The following is a 17,272-nucleotide window of genomic DNA, read 5'->3' on the forward strand; positions in this document are numbered from 1 at the left end:
GTCGAATTTTTTATTCTTTATATTCAAGATGATTATGTCTTTTGCAACCAAATAAATAGCAACCCCCAATATAATCCGTTTCAAATTCTAAACCTGGAACATATCCAGATTGGATACGTTCTATCATTGTTTTATAACAATTATTCTCTTCTGTATATTCCTCAATTAACTCTCTCTTATCTTCTTCTGTCCAGTTTTCTTCTACTTCTTCATTCTGAACATCTTCTATTTCTTCTGTTTTCGCTTCGATAGATTCCCGTATAACTTCATTTATACGCGAGAAATTATTCGCTTTATATAGAGCGTAAACAAATCTACCAATCCAATTAGGACTTTTCCAGCATTCTTTGTATCCCTTTTCGAACCATTCAATTGCTTCATTATAGCAATTCAACTCAACATATAAATCTGCTACACTAACTTCTCCTAAAAAATCATCAGATTTGCTATTAAAAGCATCTAACTTCTCTTTCGCTTCTGTCGTTCTCCCTAAATCAATTAAACATTTTACATAGCAATACATGATATAGTCCGAATCCCCTGCAACTCGTAAGAAAAATTCCGAAGCTTGTTCCAGCTCTCCAAGATTATAATGAGCTACAGCTACATTGTGATATGCTTCATCCGATGGTTGAATTGAAATAGATTTTTGTAATGCTTCTTTCGCTTCTGCCCACTTTTTTTGCTTCAAGTAAATGTCCCCTAAAATGTTATAAGGAAAGTATGAGGAAGGATTCAACTTAACAACTTCTTTTATTAATTCAAGAGCTTTATCATCATTCTCTTCCTCATAAAAGTACATCCAAGCAAGATTATTGAGGGATTGTACACCTCTAGATTCATGTACCGCTCGTTGAAACAGTTCCATCGCTTCCTCATATTTATTTTGTTCAAACATTTCAATTGCCTTCTCGTTAATGTTCAAGTAACTACCTCCGATGTAAATGAATTCCTCTATTCCCTATCATTATTTTAAAATGTAAAAATTATAATTTCCATAAAAAATAAATTCATTATCCCACATTTGGACATCCAATTTATAATGTCTTTAGCAACACTGTTTTCTAACGAAAATATATACTTACTGTAAAAGTATTGATTCTCGGTCATAAGTAAGTTTTCCTATTATCCACAAATTGGATGTATAACCTGTTTCACTTTACATATTATGGTACAATTAAAAAGAGTGTTAGCTAAACATTTACATAAAACACTACCAGCCTAGCAATGTCAAAATCAAAAATCAATTGAAATTGGGGGATGTTATGAAACAGAAAGTAGCTATACTTCTATTCACCGCAATCATATTATCTGGATGTTCAACTATAGTAGAACATTCTTTAGAAACCGGAAATGGCAGTATTGAATTATTAACACCAACGATTACTACAAAAGATAACGAATTAGAAATTAAGACCGAAGGCATTGATGAAAATAAAGTAACTTTTATTTATGTTGCCAATACAAAAGTATTCGAAAAAAAAATAAAGAATGGTGAGTCCTACAAGCTTGATATTACAGGTATCAAGGATGCTCATAGGACAGGCTACAAACCACGAGTTCAGCTTTTACAGAATGAAGATGATGATAAAGATGGAGAAATGGTAACCTTTAAACAAGTTAGATATACAGTTAATAAAAACTAATTTTATAGTCATTTCATTATAAATGTAACGAACGAAAATATACTTTTAAAAGAGGAGAAATGTAAGGGGTGTTAACATGAAAAAACGATGGATTTCTTGGTGGATCGGTAACATATTTTGGATTATCATTTTTGGAATATGGGCCGCTATTATTTGGTTACGCGACGTTGATGGCGCTGGTGTTATCCAAACACCAGAAATTAAATCCATATCACTTATCGTTTTATTAATCGCGTTTATCATACCGGTATTTTTTCAAGTTATATGGCTAATCATTAATTTGAGAATGAGTAGAAAAAATAATTATACGATTTAGTTTTTCAATTAACTGATAATCTTTTCATAAAAAAGAGAGAAATCTACATCAAAATAGATTCCTCTCTTTTACATATCGCCTTATACTGCACTTTTAATGCAGCACTACTCCCCTTTTTTACGACGCATGTTCATCTTTCTTCTTCATTAACGCCCTTTTCTTCATCGCCTTCGTTAAATATCCACCTTTAAATGAACGGATTTCATAAGAAGACATAAACGCTTTCGGTGCAATTTCATTAATAATTTCTAACAGTTCTTTTTCTCTAGAACGCTTTGCAACGATATCTAAGCGATAACGTATAGAATTAATTCCTTCACCTTCAAATACTGTAACGCCAAATCCAGAGTGACGTAGTTCATCTACTAATTCATTACAACGGTCTAGTAAACTAACTTGATACGTAATATAACCAATTGCTAATTTATTCTCTATATAACCGCCTAACAACAGTCCCGCACTAAAGCCAATGACATAGGCAACGATGTTCATCCAATTTGATAAATCTTGAAACACAATACCTAAACTGACAATGTAAATAGCTCCTTCTAACAATCCAACACCAGCAGCGGATCTTGTTTGATTCTTTACAAGCAAAATCGTACGGATTGTTAAAATGGGAACGTAAATAATTTGAAGCACAAAAATAAGTAACGCTTGTAACATTGGTATCCACCTCTTTCAAAAAGTCTTTTGTCATAATAACATACATAACCTTTAGAAATCGATGGGTTTTTAAATTTTTTCACATTATTTTTCATACTATTGAAAAACGCAAAAAAGAAGCGTATTATATTTGTCGTTAATTTGATTCCTTTCATTAACTCGCTTAAACACAAAAAAGGAACCCCATTAGGCCCCCTTTCATCATAGCTCTATGTTTTTCGAAGCATGTTCTCTTTGCTTCTCTTCCTCTTTCACTAATTGCATATTCGCATAAGCTAAATTTGCAATCATTAAAAAGTGACCACCTAAAATGCCTGTACCGAATGCCCACATTTCCATTTCATGCTCAATTTCATACATGATAATAGCTCCTAAAATGGCTGCAGCGAATCGGTTTAAAACTCCTAATCCCGGAGCCTTTTCTTTCATTACGATACTTTTTCCGAGTTTCTCCACTCTGCGAGCTAATAACCAAAGACAATATGCACTTACAGCTAATCCGATACCAAATCCTGTTACTTGTTTTCCAAACGGAGTAATCGTCCACATAAGTAGTAAACCACTAAAGATCGCATACAATTGTAATCGATATACACGTAAGGCTGCTTGAATCAAAATATCCGCTCCTAATCTCGCATTTTTTATACTTTAGAAGAAAAGCAGCAACTCACACAGTTGCTGCTTTCTCTTCTTCTTGCTCTTGTTCCATTTTACGAATTTCAACACGTTTAATTTGGTAAGCGTCTTTTTCTAACACTTTAAATTCATAACCTTCGGCCTCAACGTGTTGTCCTTCTTCAATTTCATGATTTTGCATCATAATCCAGCCACCGATTGTATCCACATCGTCTTCTTCAATGTGTAATCCAAACAAATCTTTTACTTCTGAGATAAGCACTTTTCCATCAACGATTTTATGGTGCTCATTCACATGCTGAATTGGTGGTGCTTCATCTTCATCATATTCGTCACGAATTTCGCCGACGATTTCCTCCAAGATGTCTTCAAGCGTTACAATCCCTGCTGTTCCTCCGTACTCATCATATAAAACAGCCATCGGAATTCGCTTCTTCTGCATTTGAAGTAATAAATCGTGAATTGGAGTCGTTTCCATCACTTCAATAATCGGACGCATATACGAGCGAATAGATGATAAATCTTTTTGATCCTCGGTCATATATCGAATAAAGAAATCTTTTACATTGACCATACCGATAATATCATCTTTATCTTCTCCAAAAATCGGATAACGTGTGTATCGCTCATTTTGGATTACTTTCATGTGTTCTTCTACTGAATCTTCCAGGTAGAAACCAATGATTTCCGTTCGCGGTACCATAATTTCTTTTGCAATACGATTATCAAATTCAAAAATGTTATTTACATACTTGTATTCAGCTTGATTAATTTCGCCACTTTCATAACTCTCTGAAAGGATAAGACGTAATTCTTCTTCTGTATGAGCTACTTCATGTTCTGAAGCTGGTTTTAAACCGAATAATCCAGTTACAACACGAGCTGAACCGTTTAATACCCAAATAAATGGATACATGATTTTATAGAACATCATTAACGGAGTTGCCAATAATAACGTTACTTTTTCAGCCTTTTGAATTGCCATCGTTTTCGGAGCTAATTCCCCTACTACAACGTGTAAATACGTCATTAGCATAAAAGCAAGACCAAATGTTAATACTGATGAAATAGAAGGATTTAAGTTCCATTTCTCAAATAACGGGTGTAGTAACTTTTCGATTGTCGGTTCACCTAACCAACCTAATCCCATAGCTGTAACTGTAATACCTAATTGACAAGCAGATAAATATTCATCTAAATTTGTTGTTACTTTTTTCGCTGCTAAAGCACCGCGTTTCCCTTCCGCAACAAGCTGATCAATACGACTTGAACGTACCTTTACAATCGCAAACTCTGCTGCTACGAAAAATCCAGTAAATGCGATTAAAATCGCAACCATGACTAAATTAAATATTTCCAATGAATCCCCTTAGTTTAAAAAACTAAGGTGTCCACCTCCTGTATACTATAATGTTTTCTTATTTGTTCATTAGAAAACATAGCCCGATACAAAAATTAAAGAGGTCGGATTTCACTTTTTTCTATAATAATAGAGCAAGTGTCTGTATTAAAGCTGTCGTTTGACCAGATAAAGATTTCGATATTTTTTCACGTTGTGAATCAGTCAATCCATCTAAAAGCGGCTTTAACTCCGTTAACTCTGCTTCTAATCGATGAATATGGTCTGTCACTTCATTCACTTGTTTCGAAACGTGTTCATTGATACCGAGCAGCTTCTTCTTCTCCTCGATTTTCTCTTTAATCTCACAAAGCGGCATATGCATTTCTTTGCACTTCTCAATAAATTGTAATGTCTCAAATGCTGTTTCATCGTAATAGCGATAATTAGATTGAGATCGCTCCGCTTTTAAGATTCCTAGATTCGTATAATAATCAATCGTTCGTTTCGACACGTGAGCCATGAGAGCCAACTGTCCGATTCGATACACCTTCCCAACGATCTTCCCCCCTTGTTTATATTACTACCATCATACAATACATAAACTGTACAGTCAAACGTGACGGTTTATTATTCAAAATTTATACAAAATTTATCGTTTCATTTTATATGGTTTAATCTATTAACTTAACTTTATAATAAAATAATAAAATACTTAAATTCCAAAAACAAAAACGAACGAACTATAACCATGAAATTGCCCGTTCCTTTCTCATTTAAGTACATATCATAATAACATCGATATCAAATTCTTTTTATAAGTAGGAGGAAAAAATGAAAGCTGTTATTCTTGCAGGTGGATACGGAACAAGGATTGGAGAAGAAACTCATTTAAAACCAAAACCTATGATTGAAATTGGAACAAAGCCTATTCTATGGCACATTATGAGTTTATATAGCTATTACGGCATTACTGAGTTTATTATTTGCTTAGGCTATAAAGGATATGCAATTAAAGAATTCTTTCTAAATTACAACTTACACATGTCCGACTTCACGATACATTTAAGTGACAATACAATCACTAACCATTCTCATCGTATAGAACCGTGGAAAGTTACATTAATTGATACCGGTCTAAATACTGAAACGGGTGGACGGGTTAAGAAAATACAAAATTACGTTGGGGACGAACCTTTCTGCCTCACTTATGGTGATGGGTTAAGCAATGTAAATATAAAAGAACTTATTGCATTTCATAAAAAACACGGAAAAACGGCTACTGTTACAGCCGTACAACCTCCTGGTAGATTCGGTTCTCTCGTATTAGATAAACAGTCTGTCACATCCTTTCAAGAGAAGCCACTAGGGGATGGCGGATGGGTTAACGGTGGCTTTTTCATTTTAAATCCTGATATTTTCAATTACATTAGTGGAGATAAATCTGTTTTTGAAACAGACACTTTAGTTCAGTTAGTAAACAAAAATGAAATAACAGCATATCAACATACTGGCTTTTGGCATCCAATGGATACATTGCGCGATAAAAATAAATTAGTCGAGCTATGGGAAAGTAATAACGCTCCGTGGAAGGTTTGGTAATATGACTTCATCATCTTTTTGGAATAAGAAAAAAGTATTTATCACGGGACATACTGGCTTTAAGGGCTCATGGCTCACCCTTTTTTTAACTTCTTTAGGCGCAGAAGTAATCGGATACTCCTCTCCACTCCCCTCAACTCCTAGCCTTTTTGTACAAGGTAACGTAGCAAAAGAGTGCACATCAATTAATGGCGACATTACAGATTACGATTCTTTATTCCATGCCCTAAAGCAACATACCCCTGACATACTATTTCATTTAGCAGCTCAGCCAATCGTCACTACTTCATACAAAAATCCTATCGAAACATTTAAAACGAATGTTTTAGGTACTGTTCACGTATTAGAAGCGGCAAAACATATAGAAAGTATACGCGGCATCATTAATGTTACAAGTGATAAATGCTATGAAAATGACGGGAGTGGTAATCGAGCATTCGTGGAAACTGACCGGTTAGGAGGTTTCGATCCTTATAGCGCTAGTAAAGCTTGCGCTGAACTAGTGGCAACATCCTATCAAAAATCATTCTTCCGCACGAATGCACTTAACCTTGCCTCAGTAAGAGCAGGTAACGTTATCGGCGGTGGTGATTGGGCAAAAGACCGATTATTCCCAGATGTCATTCGTGCATATTCACAAGATGCTACGTTAAATATTAGAAACAAACTCGCTATTCGCCCGTGGCAACACGTATTAGATCCTTTACATGGCTATATCCTTTTAGCCGAAAAACTTTGGCAGGACGCTGAATATGCAGAAGCTTGGAATTTTGGCCCGATGAATGAACCTAACAGAACAGTTCATGATGTCATTCAATCTATAATGAAATTATGGAATCAACCATTAACAGTCCTTTCTCCTCATACAAATCCCCCTTATGAATCGCCAATTTTAACACTTGATAGTACAAAAGCAGTAAATAAACTCAGTTGGACTCCTAAGTTATCAACAGATCATTCTATCGCTTGGACGATTGATTGGTACAAAAAATATGCATCTGGTGAAAATTTGGAATCTTTCACGCGACAACAAATCGATGCATTCAAAAATTTATAAGGGGGCTATAAATTGGAACAGAAAAAATGCCGTTTTTGCCACACATTACTAACAAATACTTTTTTAGATTTAGGTGTTTCCCCTCTCGCTAACTCATTTGTAGATCCAGAACACTCCTATAAAATGGAAGCATTTTATCCGCTGCACACGTTTGTTTGTCACTCTTGTTTACTTGTACAATTAGATGAATTTGAATCTCCGCACAATATTTTTCATGACTATTTATACTTCAGCTCATACTCATCAAGCTGGCTACTACACGCTAAGCAATATGTAGAAATGGCTATGAAACGTTTTAACTTAACAAACCATTCAAAAGTAATTGAAATCGCGAGTAACGACGGGTACTTATTACAATACTTTCAAAAAGAAAATATCCAGACGTTAGGAATTGAACCAGCAAAAAATGTAGCAAAAATCGCTATTCAAAAAGGAATCCCTACTGAAGTAATTTTTTTCAGTAATGACTTAGCAAAAAAATTACCAAAAGCTGATTTAATCGTCGCAAATAACGTATTAGCACACGTTCCGAACTTACATGATTTTGTCGCCGGTTTAAAAACGTTATTAAAGCAAGATGGCACGATAACAATTGAATTCCCGCACTTATTAAACCTTATATCCTTTAAACAGTTTGATACTATTTACCATGAACACTTCTCCTATTTCTCACTTATAAGTCTTCAAAAAGTTTTAGCTCACCATCATTTACAAATTGTCGATGTAGAAGAGCTTGCAACGCACGGTGGTTCCTTACGTATTTTTGTAAAACATCATAGTGACAAATCCACTATCCAATCTAGTGTTACAAAATTAATCCAAAAAGAAGTAGATCACGGGCTAAATACATTAGATTGCTATCTCCTTTTTTCTAAACACATCGAACAATTGAAAATAAATATTTTACAGTTTTTTATCGAAGCAAAAGCTTTAAACAAACAAATTATCGGTTACGGTGCGCCAGCAAAAGGAAACACCCTTTTAAACTATTGCGGGATAGGAAAAGAGTTTCTAACTTATACCGTAGATAAAAACCCTCACAAACAAAATCTCCTTCTACCAGGAACCCGTATTCCAGTACAATCTCCAGAAGAAATAAAACGTACAAAACCTGATTACATTCTCATACTGCCTTGGAATTTAAAAGACGAAATTATGAAAGAATGCTCTTTCATTCGTGAATGGGGCGGCAAATTTTTAGTAACAATTCCAGAAGTTGAGGTAATTGAGCCATGAAAAAAATCCTTGTAACAGGCGGTAGCGGATGGATTGGTAAATATGTTGTAAATTCTCTTATACAAAAGGGCTATGAAGTGCACGCCACTTATTATACAAATAAGCCTCCTCACATCTCTTGCCACTGGCATAAAGTAAACTTACTTTGCGATGAAGAAGTAAAAAAACTCATTTACGACATGAAGCCTAGTCATCTCATTCATTTAGCTTGGGAAGCAGTGCCACCAGCGTGTTATGTATCTATTAATAATTACTATTGGCTTACATCCAGTATCTCGTTGATTCAACACTTCACAACTTGCGGCGGAAAGCGAGTCGTTGTTGCCGGTACTGGCGCAGAATATGAATGGTTTAACGGCGTACTATTTGAAGATTCACCGCTTCTTTCCTATAAAACCCCGTATTCATTATGTAAAAACGCACTACACTCCTGGCTACAATCATACGCTGAGCAAACAGGCCTCAGCATGTGTTGGGGCCGCATTTTTCATATGTATGGCCCTCACGAACAAGGGAATCGGCTCGTTTCTAACATTATCACTTCCTTATTAAAGAATGAGGAAGCACTATGTACACATGGAAAACAATCAAGAGATTTCCTCCATGTGAGTGACGTCGCTGATGCTCTCGTAACTGTATTAGAACACGGCGTTACAGGCACAATCAATATCGCTTCTGGTCAATCTATACAAATTAAAGAATTAGCTTCTATCATTGCTAAAAAGATAGGAAAAGAACATTTAATTAAACTAGGCGCAATCTCTTTCTCTAAAAATGAACCTTTATTCGTCGGCGTTAATGTAAAACGTTTAAAAACTGAAGTAAACTGGAAACCAACATACGATCTAAATACAGGAATCGAAGAAACAATTTTATGGTGGGAATCATTTATAAAAAAACATAACGATACGCACCACTAAAACGTAAATCCTTCGTCCCTCTTGCTAAATCCTTATACCATTCTTCTAATTTTTCAGGTGTAATAATATGATGCGTTCCCATTCCCCCTTGCTTACTAGCTTCTGAAAGTGTCGGTCCAATTTGTAATTTCCTCTTTCTCATCGCATCGGTCCATGGACTGAAACCAAACCATGCAATACATGCTAGAGGCGGATAAATCATAGACTCATGTGCAGATAAATGTCTTCCAACCGTATAACTTCCGTATTCATGATTATGAATAAATCTACCTCTTCTCCATAACGGCCAATCTTCTGGTAAATAACCGTGAAATCGCTGTTTCATTAAAGGTATTCCAAAGTTAAGGTCTGGATAATTATAGTTAAGATCATCGACCATAATAAGCCCTTCCAGCCAATACATCCTCCCTCCCAATTCATTTAGGGATTTCCAAAATTGATCTTTATCTTGCACGCAAAGAAACTCAGTCGTATTTAAAATCATTTTCCATCCCTTTACTTCTTGTTCTACCATCATCACTTCATTATCTGTCGCTAGTGCATCAAATTCTGGATTTAAAGAATCTCGCACTTCCCAATGCGGTGCGAATTTTTTACAAATTTTCACTGAACGATCTGTTGAACCTTTATTAATTAAAATGCCATGATCAAACAGTTTCGTATGATGAGCAAGCCACCACGGTAATAAATATTCTTCATTATAAAAATGAGAAATAACGGTTGTAGTAATGTAAATCTCCTCCTCATTCTCTATCAATCTACTTTTTCATCCTACACTTACTATACTTATCAGTTATGTAATTGGTTTCTGTTATTTTAAAAATATGTTTTTCTACCATATACTATGCTTTCTTAAACAAGCAGCATTTTCTAAAGAAACATCCCAATAAACTGAAAATTAAGTTATAATATCATTATAAAATATGAAGGAGGAATGCACTCATGTACTACAACACTTCATTCGAAAACGATCAACCTGTAGGCCGTCTATAAACTAAGGCCGGCATTCATATAACACATACACTATGCCTCGTCTTAGGGAACTCATAATACCCTAAAAATAGACGGAGGTACTTTACATGAAACAAACAATTTTAGGAGCTATATGTTTATCATTAGCAGCTAGTATATGGGGCGGTATGTATGTCGTTAGTAAATACGTACTCGACTTTATCCCACCACTGACACTCGTTTGGCTACGCTTTATCATTGCTTTTGTTGTTTTATATGCAATTTTGAAAATAGCTGAGAAAAAGCAAAAGAAAAAAGTAACCATTCGTAAAAAAGATTGGCTATTATTCGCTTGGATTGGATTTATCGGCTATTTCATTTCGATTACATGTCAATTTATCGGTACAAAACTTTCTGACGCTCATACAGGATCGTTAGTAACATCTGCTACACCTGCATTTATGGTTATATTTGCAGCGATCATTTTAAAAGAAAAGCTAACCGCTCGTAGACTGCTATCTACTATCATAGCGACAATCGGTGTCATTATCGTCATTGGATGGAATATTGAAATTGGTTCCTATTTTATCGGTACAATCATATTAGTCGGGGCCGCTATTACGTGGGCTTTACTATCCATTTACGTAAAAATTACTTCAGCTCGATTTTCATCTTTAGTAATTACAACGTACGCCATATTCTTTTCACTCTTTTTTATTACACCTTTTATGATATGGGAACTACCATCAAGTTCTATTGAACATATGAACATGTATGTATTATTAGGCGTACTTTATTTAGGAATCGTCTCAACAGCAGGTGCCTTTTTCCTTTGGAATAAAGGATTAGAATTAATGGACGCAAGCATCGGATCGTTATTTTTCTTCTTCCAACCTATCGTCGGATCATTGCTCGGTTGGCTCTTATTAAATGAGACATTAAATATTAACTTTTTTATTGGTGGCATTCTTATTATATGTAGTGTTTTCATTACTACTTTTGAAAAGAAATGAAAAAACAGGCAGAGATTTTTAATCTCTGCCTGTTCGTATATACTCTTTACGCACTCCAATGCGATGGACGGGACAACACTTTCGGCAATTTCGTATGTGCATCCCCTTTCGCCGCGTTAATTTGAACTTGCGTCAGAAAAATACTATTTGTAAAATCAGCCCCTCGAATATCTGCATCTCGTAAATCTGCTCCGATGAGATCTGCTCCTCTTAAGTTTGCTCCATTTAAGTTAGCCGCAATTAAATAAGCTCCCCTTAAATTCGCTCCTTGCAAATCTTTCTTTTTCAAATTTGCTCCCATAAGGTCTGCTCCACGGTGACTAATTCGTTTCTTACGCGTGGCATTCATTTCCTTCCAAACTAGCTCACTCGTTTCTAAAAGTAACACATTTACTTCTGCACGGTGTAATGGAATATTTACTTTCATTAACTCGTCCACATTTAAATTTGAAAGGCGCTCCGTCTCTTCAATCGCTTTACTTAGTTCTTTATGAATCGATTGTGTCGCCTTTAACAGAAGAGCCTCATTCAAATACCACAGTATTTCATGAAGTTGATGCATAACTGGAAAAGCATCGTACATTTTTCTCGCATGCTTAGCATCTTTTCGCCAATCAATCCCGTTAAATGTAACTTGCGAAATCTTCTGTCCAGCGCCGAAACATTCAAATACTGTACAACCTTTATAACCTTTTCCTCTAAGATTTTTATGTATGCTACATTTAAAATCTGATTGTAAGTTAGAACATGGTTTCCCGCCATCTTTATTCACCGCAAAATCTACCGATGCTGCGAACGGTAACGCTACACAACATAAACCGAAGCATTTTTCGCAGTTTGCTTTTAAATGTTCATTATGATTAGTCAAAATATATACCCCCTGTTGTCTTTTGACTATTTCATAATATTCCAACTGCACTAAATAATCAATTTTAAAATAAAATAGCATCTTTCATTTCAAATCATAACTTTATCATTTGATTTCCTTTCAATTGAAAAAGACAGTTTCTATCAAATGAATTATAATTAAATTACAAATATTCAAATTAAAAGGAGACTTACTATGGCACTCGAAATGAAAACAAACTGTCAAATTTGCGATCAAACTCTCGAATCAAATTCCGAAGCTTACATTTGCGTGTATGAATGTACATTTTGTGCACCCTGTACAGAAGAAAGACAAAACGTTTGCCCAAACTGCGGCGGCGAATTAGTTCGTAGACCGAAAAAGAAATAATAAAAAGCAAAGCGATCTCGCTTTGCTTTTTATTATTTTTGAGGATTTGAAATTATATCAACGACTTTTTTAATATATCGACTTACCGACAAATAACGAAATTTCTATATGCATTAAAACTCCAATTAAACATTCAAAAACTTCACACAAACAGGCTCTGGTACAACAACATCAGATTGTAACAATGTTAACTTCCCTGTCGTTTCATTTCTTGAAAATAGCACAAGGTTATGTGACTTTTCATTTGTAGCAATAAGGAACTTTTCAGTCGGATCTAATACGAAGTCCCTCGGCCAATTTCCTTCTGTAGATGTATGTGCAACAAATGTAAGCTCAGCTGAATTTTGATCCACACTGAAAACAGCAATACTATTATGACCGCGGTTCGCTGCATATACAAAACGGCCGTCAGAAGAAATATGAATAGCACTTCCTTGACTATTGTCATCAAATTCTTTCGGAACGGTAGAAATATACTGCAACTCTGTAAAGGACCCTTCTTCCGGATTATATGATAATGCAATAACTTCCGAGCTAAGTTCAGTCATCACATAAGCGTACTTCCCGTTCGGGTGAAAAGCAATATGTCTCGGACCACTTCCTGGTTTTACAGACAAGCTATTTACTTCTTTTAACTTACTATCTTTTATTTCATACGTAAGTATTTTATCAATCCCTAAATCAACACCTACCACATACTTTTCACCTGGAGTATATCCTGCGTAATGTGCATGTGGTTTTTCTTGTCTTTCTTTGTTCGGACCTGAACCTTCATGTGCCATAATAGATGTGGCAGGATTTACAGTTCCATCTTCTTCATTAACTACAAAAGACTCAATCGTTCCTTTATGGTAATTCGCTGTAACTACCGTACGATTTCCACTATCAACACTAATATGACAAGGAGAAGCCCCTTCTACTACTTGTCTGTTTTGTTCCGTTAGCTCTCCAGTATGACTATGAATCGAATAAGCAGCTACACCACCAGATTCGCCTTCCTTAACAACAGAATAGAGATATTCATTATTTTTGCTAATCGTTACATATGTAGGGTTATCCAGCTTAGCCGCAAGTGTTACATTACTAATTTTCTTTGCTTCCGTATCTAAAGTAAACTTATATATTCCTTCACTATTTTCTTTCGTGTAAGTTCCAACATATCCAATAAACTCTTTGTTTTCCTTCATTTTCATAACCCTCTCTCCCTATATTTTTCGTTCACCATACTACTTAAAATATTTTATGTTGAAAGAGTATCCTAAAAAAATCGGAGTACCTCTTTATACGTTACCATATTTTCCTACTAAATTACCTTTAAACCCACTTTTTTTGATACGCTGCAATACTTTCATATTCTTCTTCCAGATGACGTGCCAGACGAATATAGATCGGTGTTAAATCTTTATATTTTTCCACACTTTCCATGTTTGGCTCATGATAAAAATTGGCACCTACCATATTAGAAACTACATGTAATGTATCTACTTCACCTATGCTATATAACCCGAGGATAGCTGCTCCTAGGCATGAACTTTCGAAACTTTCCGGAACGTATACGTCTTGATGAAAAATATCTGCCATCATCTGTCTCCAAAGTTCTGACCTTGCAAAACCACCTGTCGCTTGAATTTTTTTCGGTTCGCCAATTAATTCTTTTAATGAAAGAAGAACTGTGTACAAGTTATAAATGATTCCTTCTAAAACAGCACGGATAAGATGCTCTTTCTTATGATGTAGGCCAAGCCCAAAAAAAGATCCCCGTGCATTGGCATTCCATAAAGGAGCTCTTTCTCCTGCTAAATACGGATGAAACAATAAACCATCCGACCCAGGATTCACTTTTGCGGCTATTTCCGTAAGCAATTCATAAGGATCTTTTCCTAAGCGCTTCCCCTGCTCAACTTCTAACGTACATAATTGGTCGCGAACCCACCTAAAAATTATACCGCCATTATTCACAGGTCCACCAATTACCCAAAGGTCCTCAGTTAACGCGTAACAAAAAGTCCTCCCCTTCGGATCCGTTACAGGCTGATTTGTGACAACTCGCACTGCACCGCTCGTACCAATTGTAATAGCAACTACTCCAGGTTCTATCGCATTTACACCTAAATTCGATAGTACTCCATCACTCGCTCCTATTATAAAAGGAGTCGTAACAAGTATATTCATCTCTCTTGCAAGTTCTTCGTTTATCCCTATTAAACTGTGCGTCGTTGGAACAACTGTAGATAGCTTTTCATCTGTAATTCCAACAACACGCAAGGCCTCTTCATCCCAATTTAAAGATTTCAAATTAAACATTCCTGTTGCTGATGCAATAGAATAATCAATTACATATTCTTTAAATAACTTATAGAAAACATACTCTTTAATTGAGATGAATTTATAGCTTTTTGCAAATAACTCAGCATGTTCATTTTTAAGCCAAACTAATTTCGAAAGTGGTGACATAGGATGAATTGGTGTCCCAGTACGAAGGTAAATTTCATGACCATTCATACCATTTTTTATTTTCTCTACCCAGCTTGCGCTTCTATTATCTGCCCAAGTAATACATCTCGTTAACGGCTTCCCTGCTTCGTCTACAGCAATGACACTATGCATTGCCGAACTAAAAGAAACACAAAGAATATCAACTGGCTGCACATTACTTGATTGTATAGTTTCTTTAATCGTATGTATGACCGCTTGAAAAATCTCTTCTGGATCTTGTTCTGCTATTTCTGGCGCAGGTGAATATAAAGGATATTCAATCCCATGACTTGCAATAACAGATCCATCGATTGAAAACAAAACTGCTTTTGTACTAGTTGTTCCAATATCTACACCAATCATATATTTTGAGTCCACCATGTAACCCCTTTCAAAACATTCCTATAACAAAATAGCACCATTGTTTATACAAAAAAGACGCTTCCTTATGAGAGCTACGTTTTCATAAACTTCACTCTCATAAGGAGGTCCTTTTCCTAACTATAGTGCTATTTTGAAAAATGAAAGCCTCACTTCATTATAACTTAGGTGCTTTCGCCCAATCCGCAGCAAACTTTTCAATACCTTGATCAGTTAATGGATGCATAGCAAGTTGTTCAATGACTTTATAAGGAATTGTTGCAATGTGAGCACCTGCCATCGCTACACGCGTTACATGATCTGGGTGTCTAACAGAAGCCGCAATAATTTGTGTATCTAATAGATGAACATCGAATAATTCAGCAATTTTAGCAACTAATAACACGCCATCTTCAGAAATATCATCCAAACGACCTAAAAATGGAGAAACGTACGTTGCACCTGCTCGAGCAGCTAAAAGAGCTTGGTTCACAGTGAAAATAAGTGTAACGTTCGTTTTCACACCTTTTTCAGTAAGGTAACGACAAGCTTCTAGTCCTGCTAGCGTCATCGGAAGTTTTATTGTAACTTTTTCATCGCCACCGTTAATTTTAATCAGTTCTTCTGCTTGGGCGATCATCTCTTCCGCTGTAACAGCATCTGGCGTTACCTCTGCCGAAACAGATTCAACGTTAGGTACTGCCTGACAAATTTCTGCAATACGGTCTTCAAACTTAATTCCTTCTTTTGCTACTAAAGACGGATTCGTTGTAACGCCAGCTAAAACCCCTAATTTATATGCTTTTTTTATGTCCTCAAGATTTGCAGTATCAATAAAAAACTTCATGATTTATTCCCTCCATTTTTTAAATGTTAACGAGTTATACTTTTAAAATGTTTATTTCTTTTCTACCGCATGTCCGCCAAATTCATTGCGCAGTGCTGCTACAACTTTTCCTGTAAACGTATCATTATCTAATGAGCGGTAGCGCATTAATAGAGACATTGCGATAACCGGAGTTGCTGTTTGAAGGTCTAACGCTGTTTCTACTGTCCATTTCCCTTCTCCAGAAGAATGCATAACGCCCTTAATTTCATCCAGTTTCGCATCTTTAGAAAATGCATTTTCAGTTAATTCCATTAACCAAGAGCGAATAACTGAACCGTTGTTCCATACTCTTGATACTTTTTCATAATCGTAGTCAAATTCACTTTTCTCTAGGATTTCAAATCCTTCACCAATAGCAGCCATCATACCGTATTCAATTCCGTTGTGAACCATTTTTAAGAAATGACCACTACCAGCTTTTCCAGCATATAAGAATCCATTTTCTACAGCTGTATCACGGAAAATAGGTTCAACGATATCCCAAGCTTCTTGATCGCCTCCGATCATGTAACAAGCACCATTACGAGCGCCTTCCATTCCACCAGAAGTTCCTGCATCCATAAAGTGAATGCCATCTTGCTTTAGTTGCTCGTATCGGCGAATAGATTCTTTATAATGTGAATTCCCAGCTTCAATTAAAATATCTCCTTTTGATAACAGCGGGGTAACTTCATTAATAACAGAATCAACAACAACGTGCGGAACCATTACCCAAAGAATTCTTGGTGATTCTAATGATTGAACAAGTTCGCTTAAACTTGATACACCTGTAGCACCATACTCTTTCATTTCTTCCACTGCACTCGTATTTAAATCAAATGCTGCTACTTCATGTTTATGGTCCATTAAATTCTTCCCTAAATTCAATCCCATTTTACCTAAACCAATTAATCCTACTCTCATAATATAATTCCTCCTTGAATTACCTT

Annotated in this window: 19 protein-coding genes; 8 read left to right on the forward strand and 11 right to left on the reverse strand. The window is 35.7% G+C overall.

Features of this window, described 5'->3' with window-relative positions:
* Positions 1-10: 10 nt before the first annotated feature.
* The gene (locus tag FS742_RS17285) at positions 11-925 is read right to left on the reverse strand and encodes a tetratricopeptide repeat protein (protein WP_144613923.1); all 915 of its coding nucleotides are present in this window, start codon (positions 923-925) and stop codon (positions 11-13) included.
* Between the two features lie 340 nt (positions 926-1,265).
* Between FS742_RS17285 and FS742_RS17290 the strand changes: the two genes are divergently transcribed.
* Together FS742_RS17290 and FS742_RS17295 are read left to right on the forward strand one after the other, a co-directional pair.
* A complete protein-coding gene (locus FS742_RS17290) occupies positions 1,266-1,646 on the forward strand; it encodes a hypothetical protein (protein ID WP_144613925.1) in 381 nt (126 codons plus the stop codon).
* Between the two features lie 76 nt (positions 1,647-1,722).
* A complete protein-coding gene (locus tag FS742_RS17295) occupies positions 1,723-1,962 on the forward strand; it encodes a DUF3923 family protein (RefSeq protein ID WP_087958920.1) in 240 nt (79 codons plus the stop codon).
* A 117-nt stretch (positions 1,963-2,079) separates the two neighbouring features.
* On the opposite strand, the gene FS742_RS17300 is transcribed toward FS742_RS17295, so the two are convergent.
* The 4 genes from FS742_RS17300 to FS742_RS17315 all read right to left on the reverse strand — a co-directional run bounded on the left by FS742_RS17300 (position 2,080) and on the right by FS742_RS17315 (position 5,153).
* Positions 2,080-2,628 carry a DUF2179 domain-containing protein gene (locus FS742_RS17300; RefSeq protein ID WP_000938438.1) on the reverse strand — a complete coding sequence of 183 codons (549 nt, stop codon included), beginning with the start codon at positions 2,626-2,628 and terminating at the stop codon, positions 2,080-2,082.
* 201 nt (positions 2,629-2,829) lie between these two features.
* On the reverse strand, positions 2,830-3,243 hold the full coding sequence (locus FS742_RS17305; RefSeq protein ID WP_046957915.1) for an ATP synthase subunit I: 414 nt from the start codon (positions 3,241-3,243) through the stop codon (positions 2,830-2,832).
* 52 nt (positions 3,244-3,295) lie between these two features.
* Positions 3,296-4,624 (reverse strand): hemolysin family protein, encoded by a 1,329-nt coding sequence (locus FS742_RS17310; RefSeq protein ID WP_144613927.1) that lies wholly within the window; start codon positions 4,622-4,624, stop codon positions 3,296-3,298.
* 121 nt (positions 4,625-4,745) lie between these two features.
* Entirely contained in the window at positions 4,746-5,153 is a 408-nt protein-coding gene (locus tag FS742_RS17315; RefSeq protein WP_000285637.1) for a MerR family transcriptional regulator, read from the reverse strand.
* Positions 5,154-5,437: 284 nt separating this feature from the next.
* Between FS742_RS17315 and rfbF the strand changes: the two genes are divergently transcribed.
* Genes rfbF through FS742_RS17335 form a run of 4 tightly spaced genes read left to right on the forward strand, consistent with a single transcriptional unit; the run spans position 5,438 to position 9,418 of the window.
* Positions 5,438-6,205, forward strand: a complete 768-nt coding sequence (gene rfbF / locus FS742_RS17320; protein ID WP_144613929.1) for a glucose-1-phosphate cytidylyltransferase — start codon at positions 5,438-5,440, stop codon at positions 6,203-6,205.
* A gap of 1 nt (position 6,206) precedes the next feature.
* Positions 6,207-7,262, forward strand: a complete 1,056-nt coding sequence (gene rfbG, locus FS742_RS17325; RefSeq protein WP_144613930.1) for a CDP-glucose 4,6-dehydratase — start codon at positions 6,207-6,209, stop codon at positions 7,260-7,262.
* A gap of 12 nt (positions 7,263-7,274) precedes the next feature.
* Positions 7,275-8,498 carry a class I SAM-dependent methyltransferase gene (locus tag FS742_RS17330; RefSeq protein WP_144613932.1) on the forward strand — a complete coding sequence of 408 codons (1,224 nt, stop codon included), beginning with the start codon at positions 7,275-7,277 and terminating at the stop codon, positions 8,496-8,498.
* Positions 8,495-9,418 (forward strand): NAD-dependent epimerase/dehydratase family protein, encoded by a 924-nt coding sequence (locus FS742_RS17335; RefSeq protein WP_144613934.1) that lies wholly within the window; start codon positions 8,495-8,497, stop codon positions 9,416-9,418. Before FS742_RS17330 ends, FS742_RS17335 begins: the two co-directional genes overlap by 4 nt.
* On the opposite strand, the gene FS742_RS17340 is transcribed toward FS742_RS17335, so the two are convergent.
* Positions 9,387-10,175, reverse strand: a complete 789-nt coding sequence (locus tag FS742_RS17340) for a glycosyltransferase family 2 protein (RefSeq protein ID WP_144613936.1) — start codon at positions 10,173-10,175, stop codon at positions 9,387-9,389. The two genes, FS742_RS17335 and FS742_RS17340, sit on opposite strands and share 32 nt — an antisense overlap.
* A gap of 322 nt (positions 10,176-10,497) precedes the next feature.
* Between FS742_RS17340 and FS742_RS17345 the strand changes: the two genes are divergently transcribed.
* A complete protein-coding gene (locus FS742_RS17345) occupies positions 10,498-11,382 on the forward strand; it encodes a DMT family transporter (RefSeq protein ID WP_144613937.1) in 885 nt (294 codons plus the stop codon).
* A 46-nt stretch (positions 11,383-11,428) separates the two neighbouring features.
* Here FS742_RS17345 and FS742_RS17350 read toward each other — a convergent pair whose 3' ends face one another.
* Positions 11,429-12,250: a pentapeptide repeat-containing protein gene (locus FS742_RS17350; protein ID WP_144613939.1), complete on the reverse strand. Its 822-nt coding sequence runs from the start codon at positions 12,248-12,250 to the stop codon at positions 11,429-11,431.
* 195 nt (positions 12,251-12,445) lie between these two features.
* Between FS742_RS17350 and FS742_RS17355 the strand changes: the two genes are divergently transcribed.
* Positions 12,446-12,619, forward strand: a complete 174-nt coding sequence (locus FS742_RS17355; protein WP_144613941.1) for a DUF1272 domain-containing protein — start codon at positions 12,446-12,448, stop codon at positions 12,617-12,619.
* Between the two features lie 125 nt (positions 12,620-12,744).
* Here the strand turns inward: FS742_RS17355 and FS742_RS17360 are convergent, their stop codons facing one another.
* The 4 genes from FS742_RS17360 to gnd all read right to left on the reverse strand — a co-directional run bounded on the left by FS742_RS17360 (position 12,745) and on the right by gnd (position 17,246).
* Positions 12,745-13,806 carry a lactonase family protein gene (locus FS742_RS17360; RefSeq protein ID WP_144614690.1) on the reverse strand — a complete coding sequence of 354 codons (1,062 nt, stop codon included), beginning with the start codon at positions 13,804-13,806 and terminating at the stop codon, positions 12,745-12,747.
* A 127-nt stretch (positions 13,807-13,933) separates the two neighbouring features.
* The gene (gene gntK, locus FS742_RS17365) at positions 13,934-15,475 is read right to left on the reverse strand and encodes a gluconokinase (RefSeq protein WP_144613943.1); all 1,542 of its coding nucleotides are present in this window, start codon (positions 15,473-15,475) and stop codon (positions 13,934-13,936) included.
* Positions 15,476-15,632: 157 nt separating this feature from the next.
* On the reverse strand, positions 15,633-16,301 hold the full coding sequence (fsa, locus tag FS742_RS17370) for a fructose-6-phosphate aldolase (RefSeq protein WP_000667684.1): 669 nt from the start codon (positions 16,299-16,301) through the stop codon (positions 15,633-15,635).
* A 51-nt stretch (positions 16,302-16,352) separates the two neighbouring features.
* A complete protein-coding gene (gnd, locus tag FS742_RS17375; RefSeq protein ID WP_144613945.1) occupies positions 16,353-17,246 on the reverse strand; it encodes a phosphogluconate dehydrogenase (NAD(+)-dependent, decarboxylating) in 894 nt (297 codons plus the stop codon).
* Positions 17,247-17,272: the final 26 nt, after the last annotated feature.

This window comes from Bacillus cereus (assembly GCF_007678085.1).
GTDB lineage: Bacteria > Bacillota > Bacilli > Bacillales > Bacillaceae_G > Bacillus_A > Bacillus_A cereus_BE.

What these genes read in the sequence shown, in the direction of transcription:
- FS742_RS17290 (WP_144613925.1), top strand. Translation starts at nt 1,266, where the DNA reads ATGAAACAGAAAGTAGCTATACTTCTATTCACCGCAATCATATTATCT.
- FS742_RS17295 (WP_087958920.1), top strand. Translation starts at nt 1,723, where the DNA reads ATGAAAAAACGATGGATTTCTTGGTGGATCGGTAACATATTTTGGATT.
- FS742_RS17300 (WP_000938438.1), bottom strand. Translation starts at nt 2,628, where the DNA reads ATGTTACAAGCGTTACTTATTTTTGTGCTTCAAATTATTTACGTTCCC.
- rfbF (WP_144613929.1), top strand. Translation starts at nt 5,438, where the DNA reads ATGAAAGCTGTTATTCTTGCAGGTGGATACGGAACAAGGATTGGAGAA.
- rfbG (WP_144613930.1), top strand. Translation starts at nt 6,207, where the DNA reads ATGACTTCATCATCTTTTTGGAATAAGAAAAAAGTATTTATCACGGGA.
- FS742_RS17335 (WP_144613934.1), top strand. Translation starts at nt 8,495, where the DNA reads ATGAAAAAAATCCTTGTAACAGGCGGTAGCGGATGGATTGGTAAATAT.
- FS742_RS17345 (WP_144613937.1), top strand. Translation starts at nt 10,498, where the DNA reads ATGAAACAAACAATTTTAGGAGCTATATGTTTATCATTAGCAGCTAGT.
- FS742_RS17355 (WP_144613941.1), top strand. Translation starts at nt 12,446, where the DNA reads ATGGCACTCGAAATGAAAACAAACTGTCAAATTTGCGATCAAACTCTC.
- FS742_RS17360 (WP_144614690.1), bottom strand. Translation starts at nt 13,806, where the DNA reads ATGAAGGAAAACAAAGAGTTTATTGGATATGTTGGAACTTACACGAAA.
- gntK (WP_144613943.1), bottom strand. Translation starts at nt 15,475, where the DNA reads ATGGTGGACTCAAAATATATGATTGGTGTAGATATTGGAACAACTAGT.
- fsa (WP_000667684.1), bottom strand. Translation starts at nt 16,301, where the DNA reads ATGAAGTTTTTTATTGATACTGCAAATCTTGAGGACATAAAAAAAGCA.
- gnd (WP_144613945.1), bottom strand. Translation starts at nt 17,246, where the DNA reads ATGAGAGTAGGATTAATTGGTTTAGGTAAAATGGGATTGAATTTAGGG.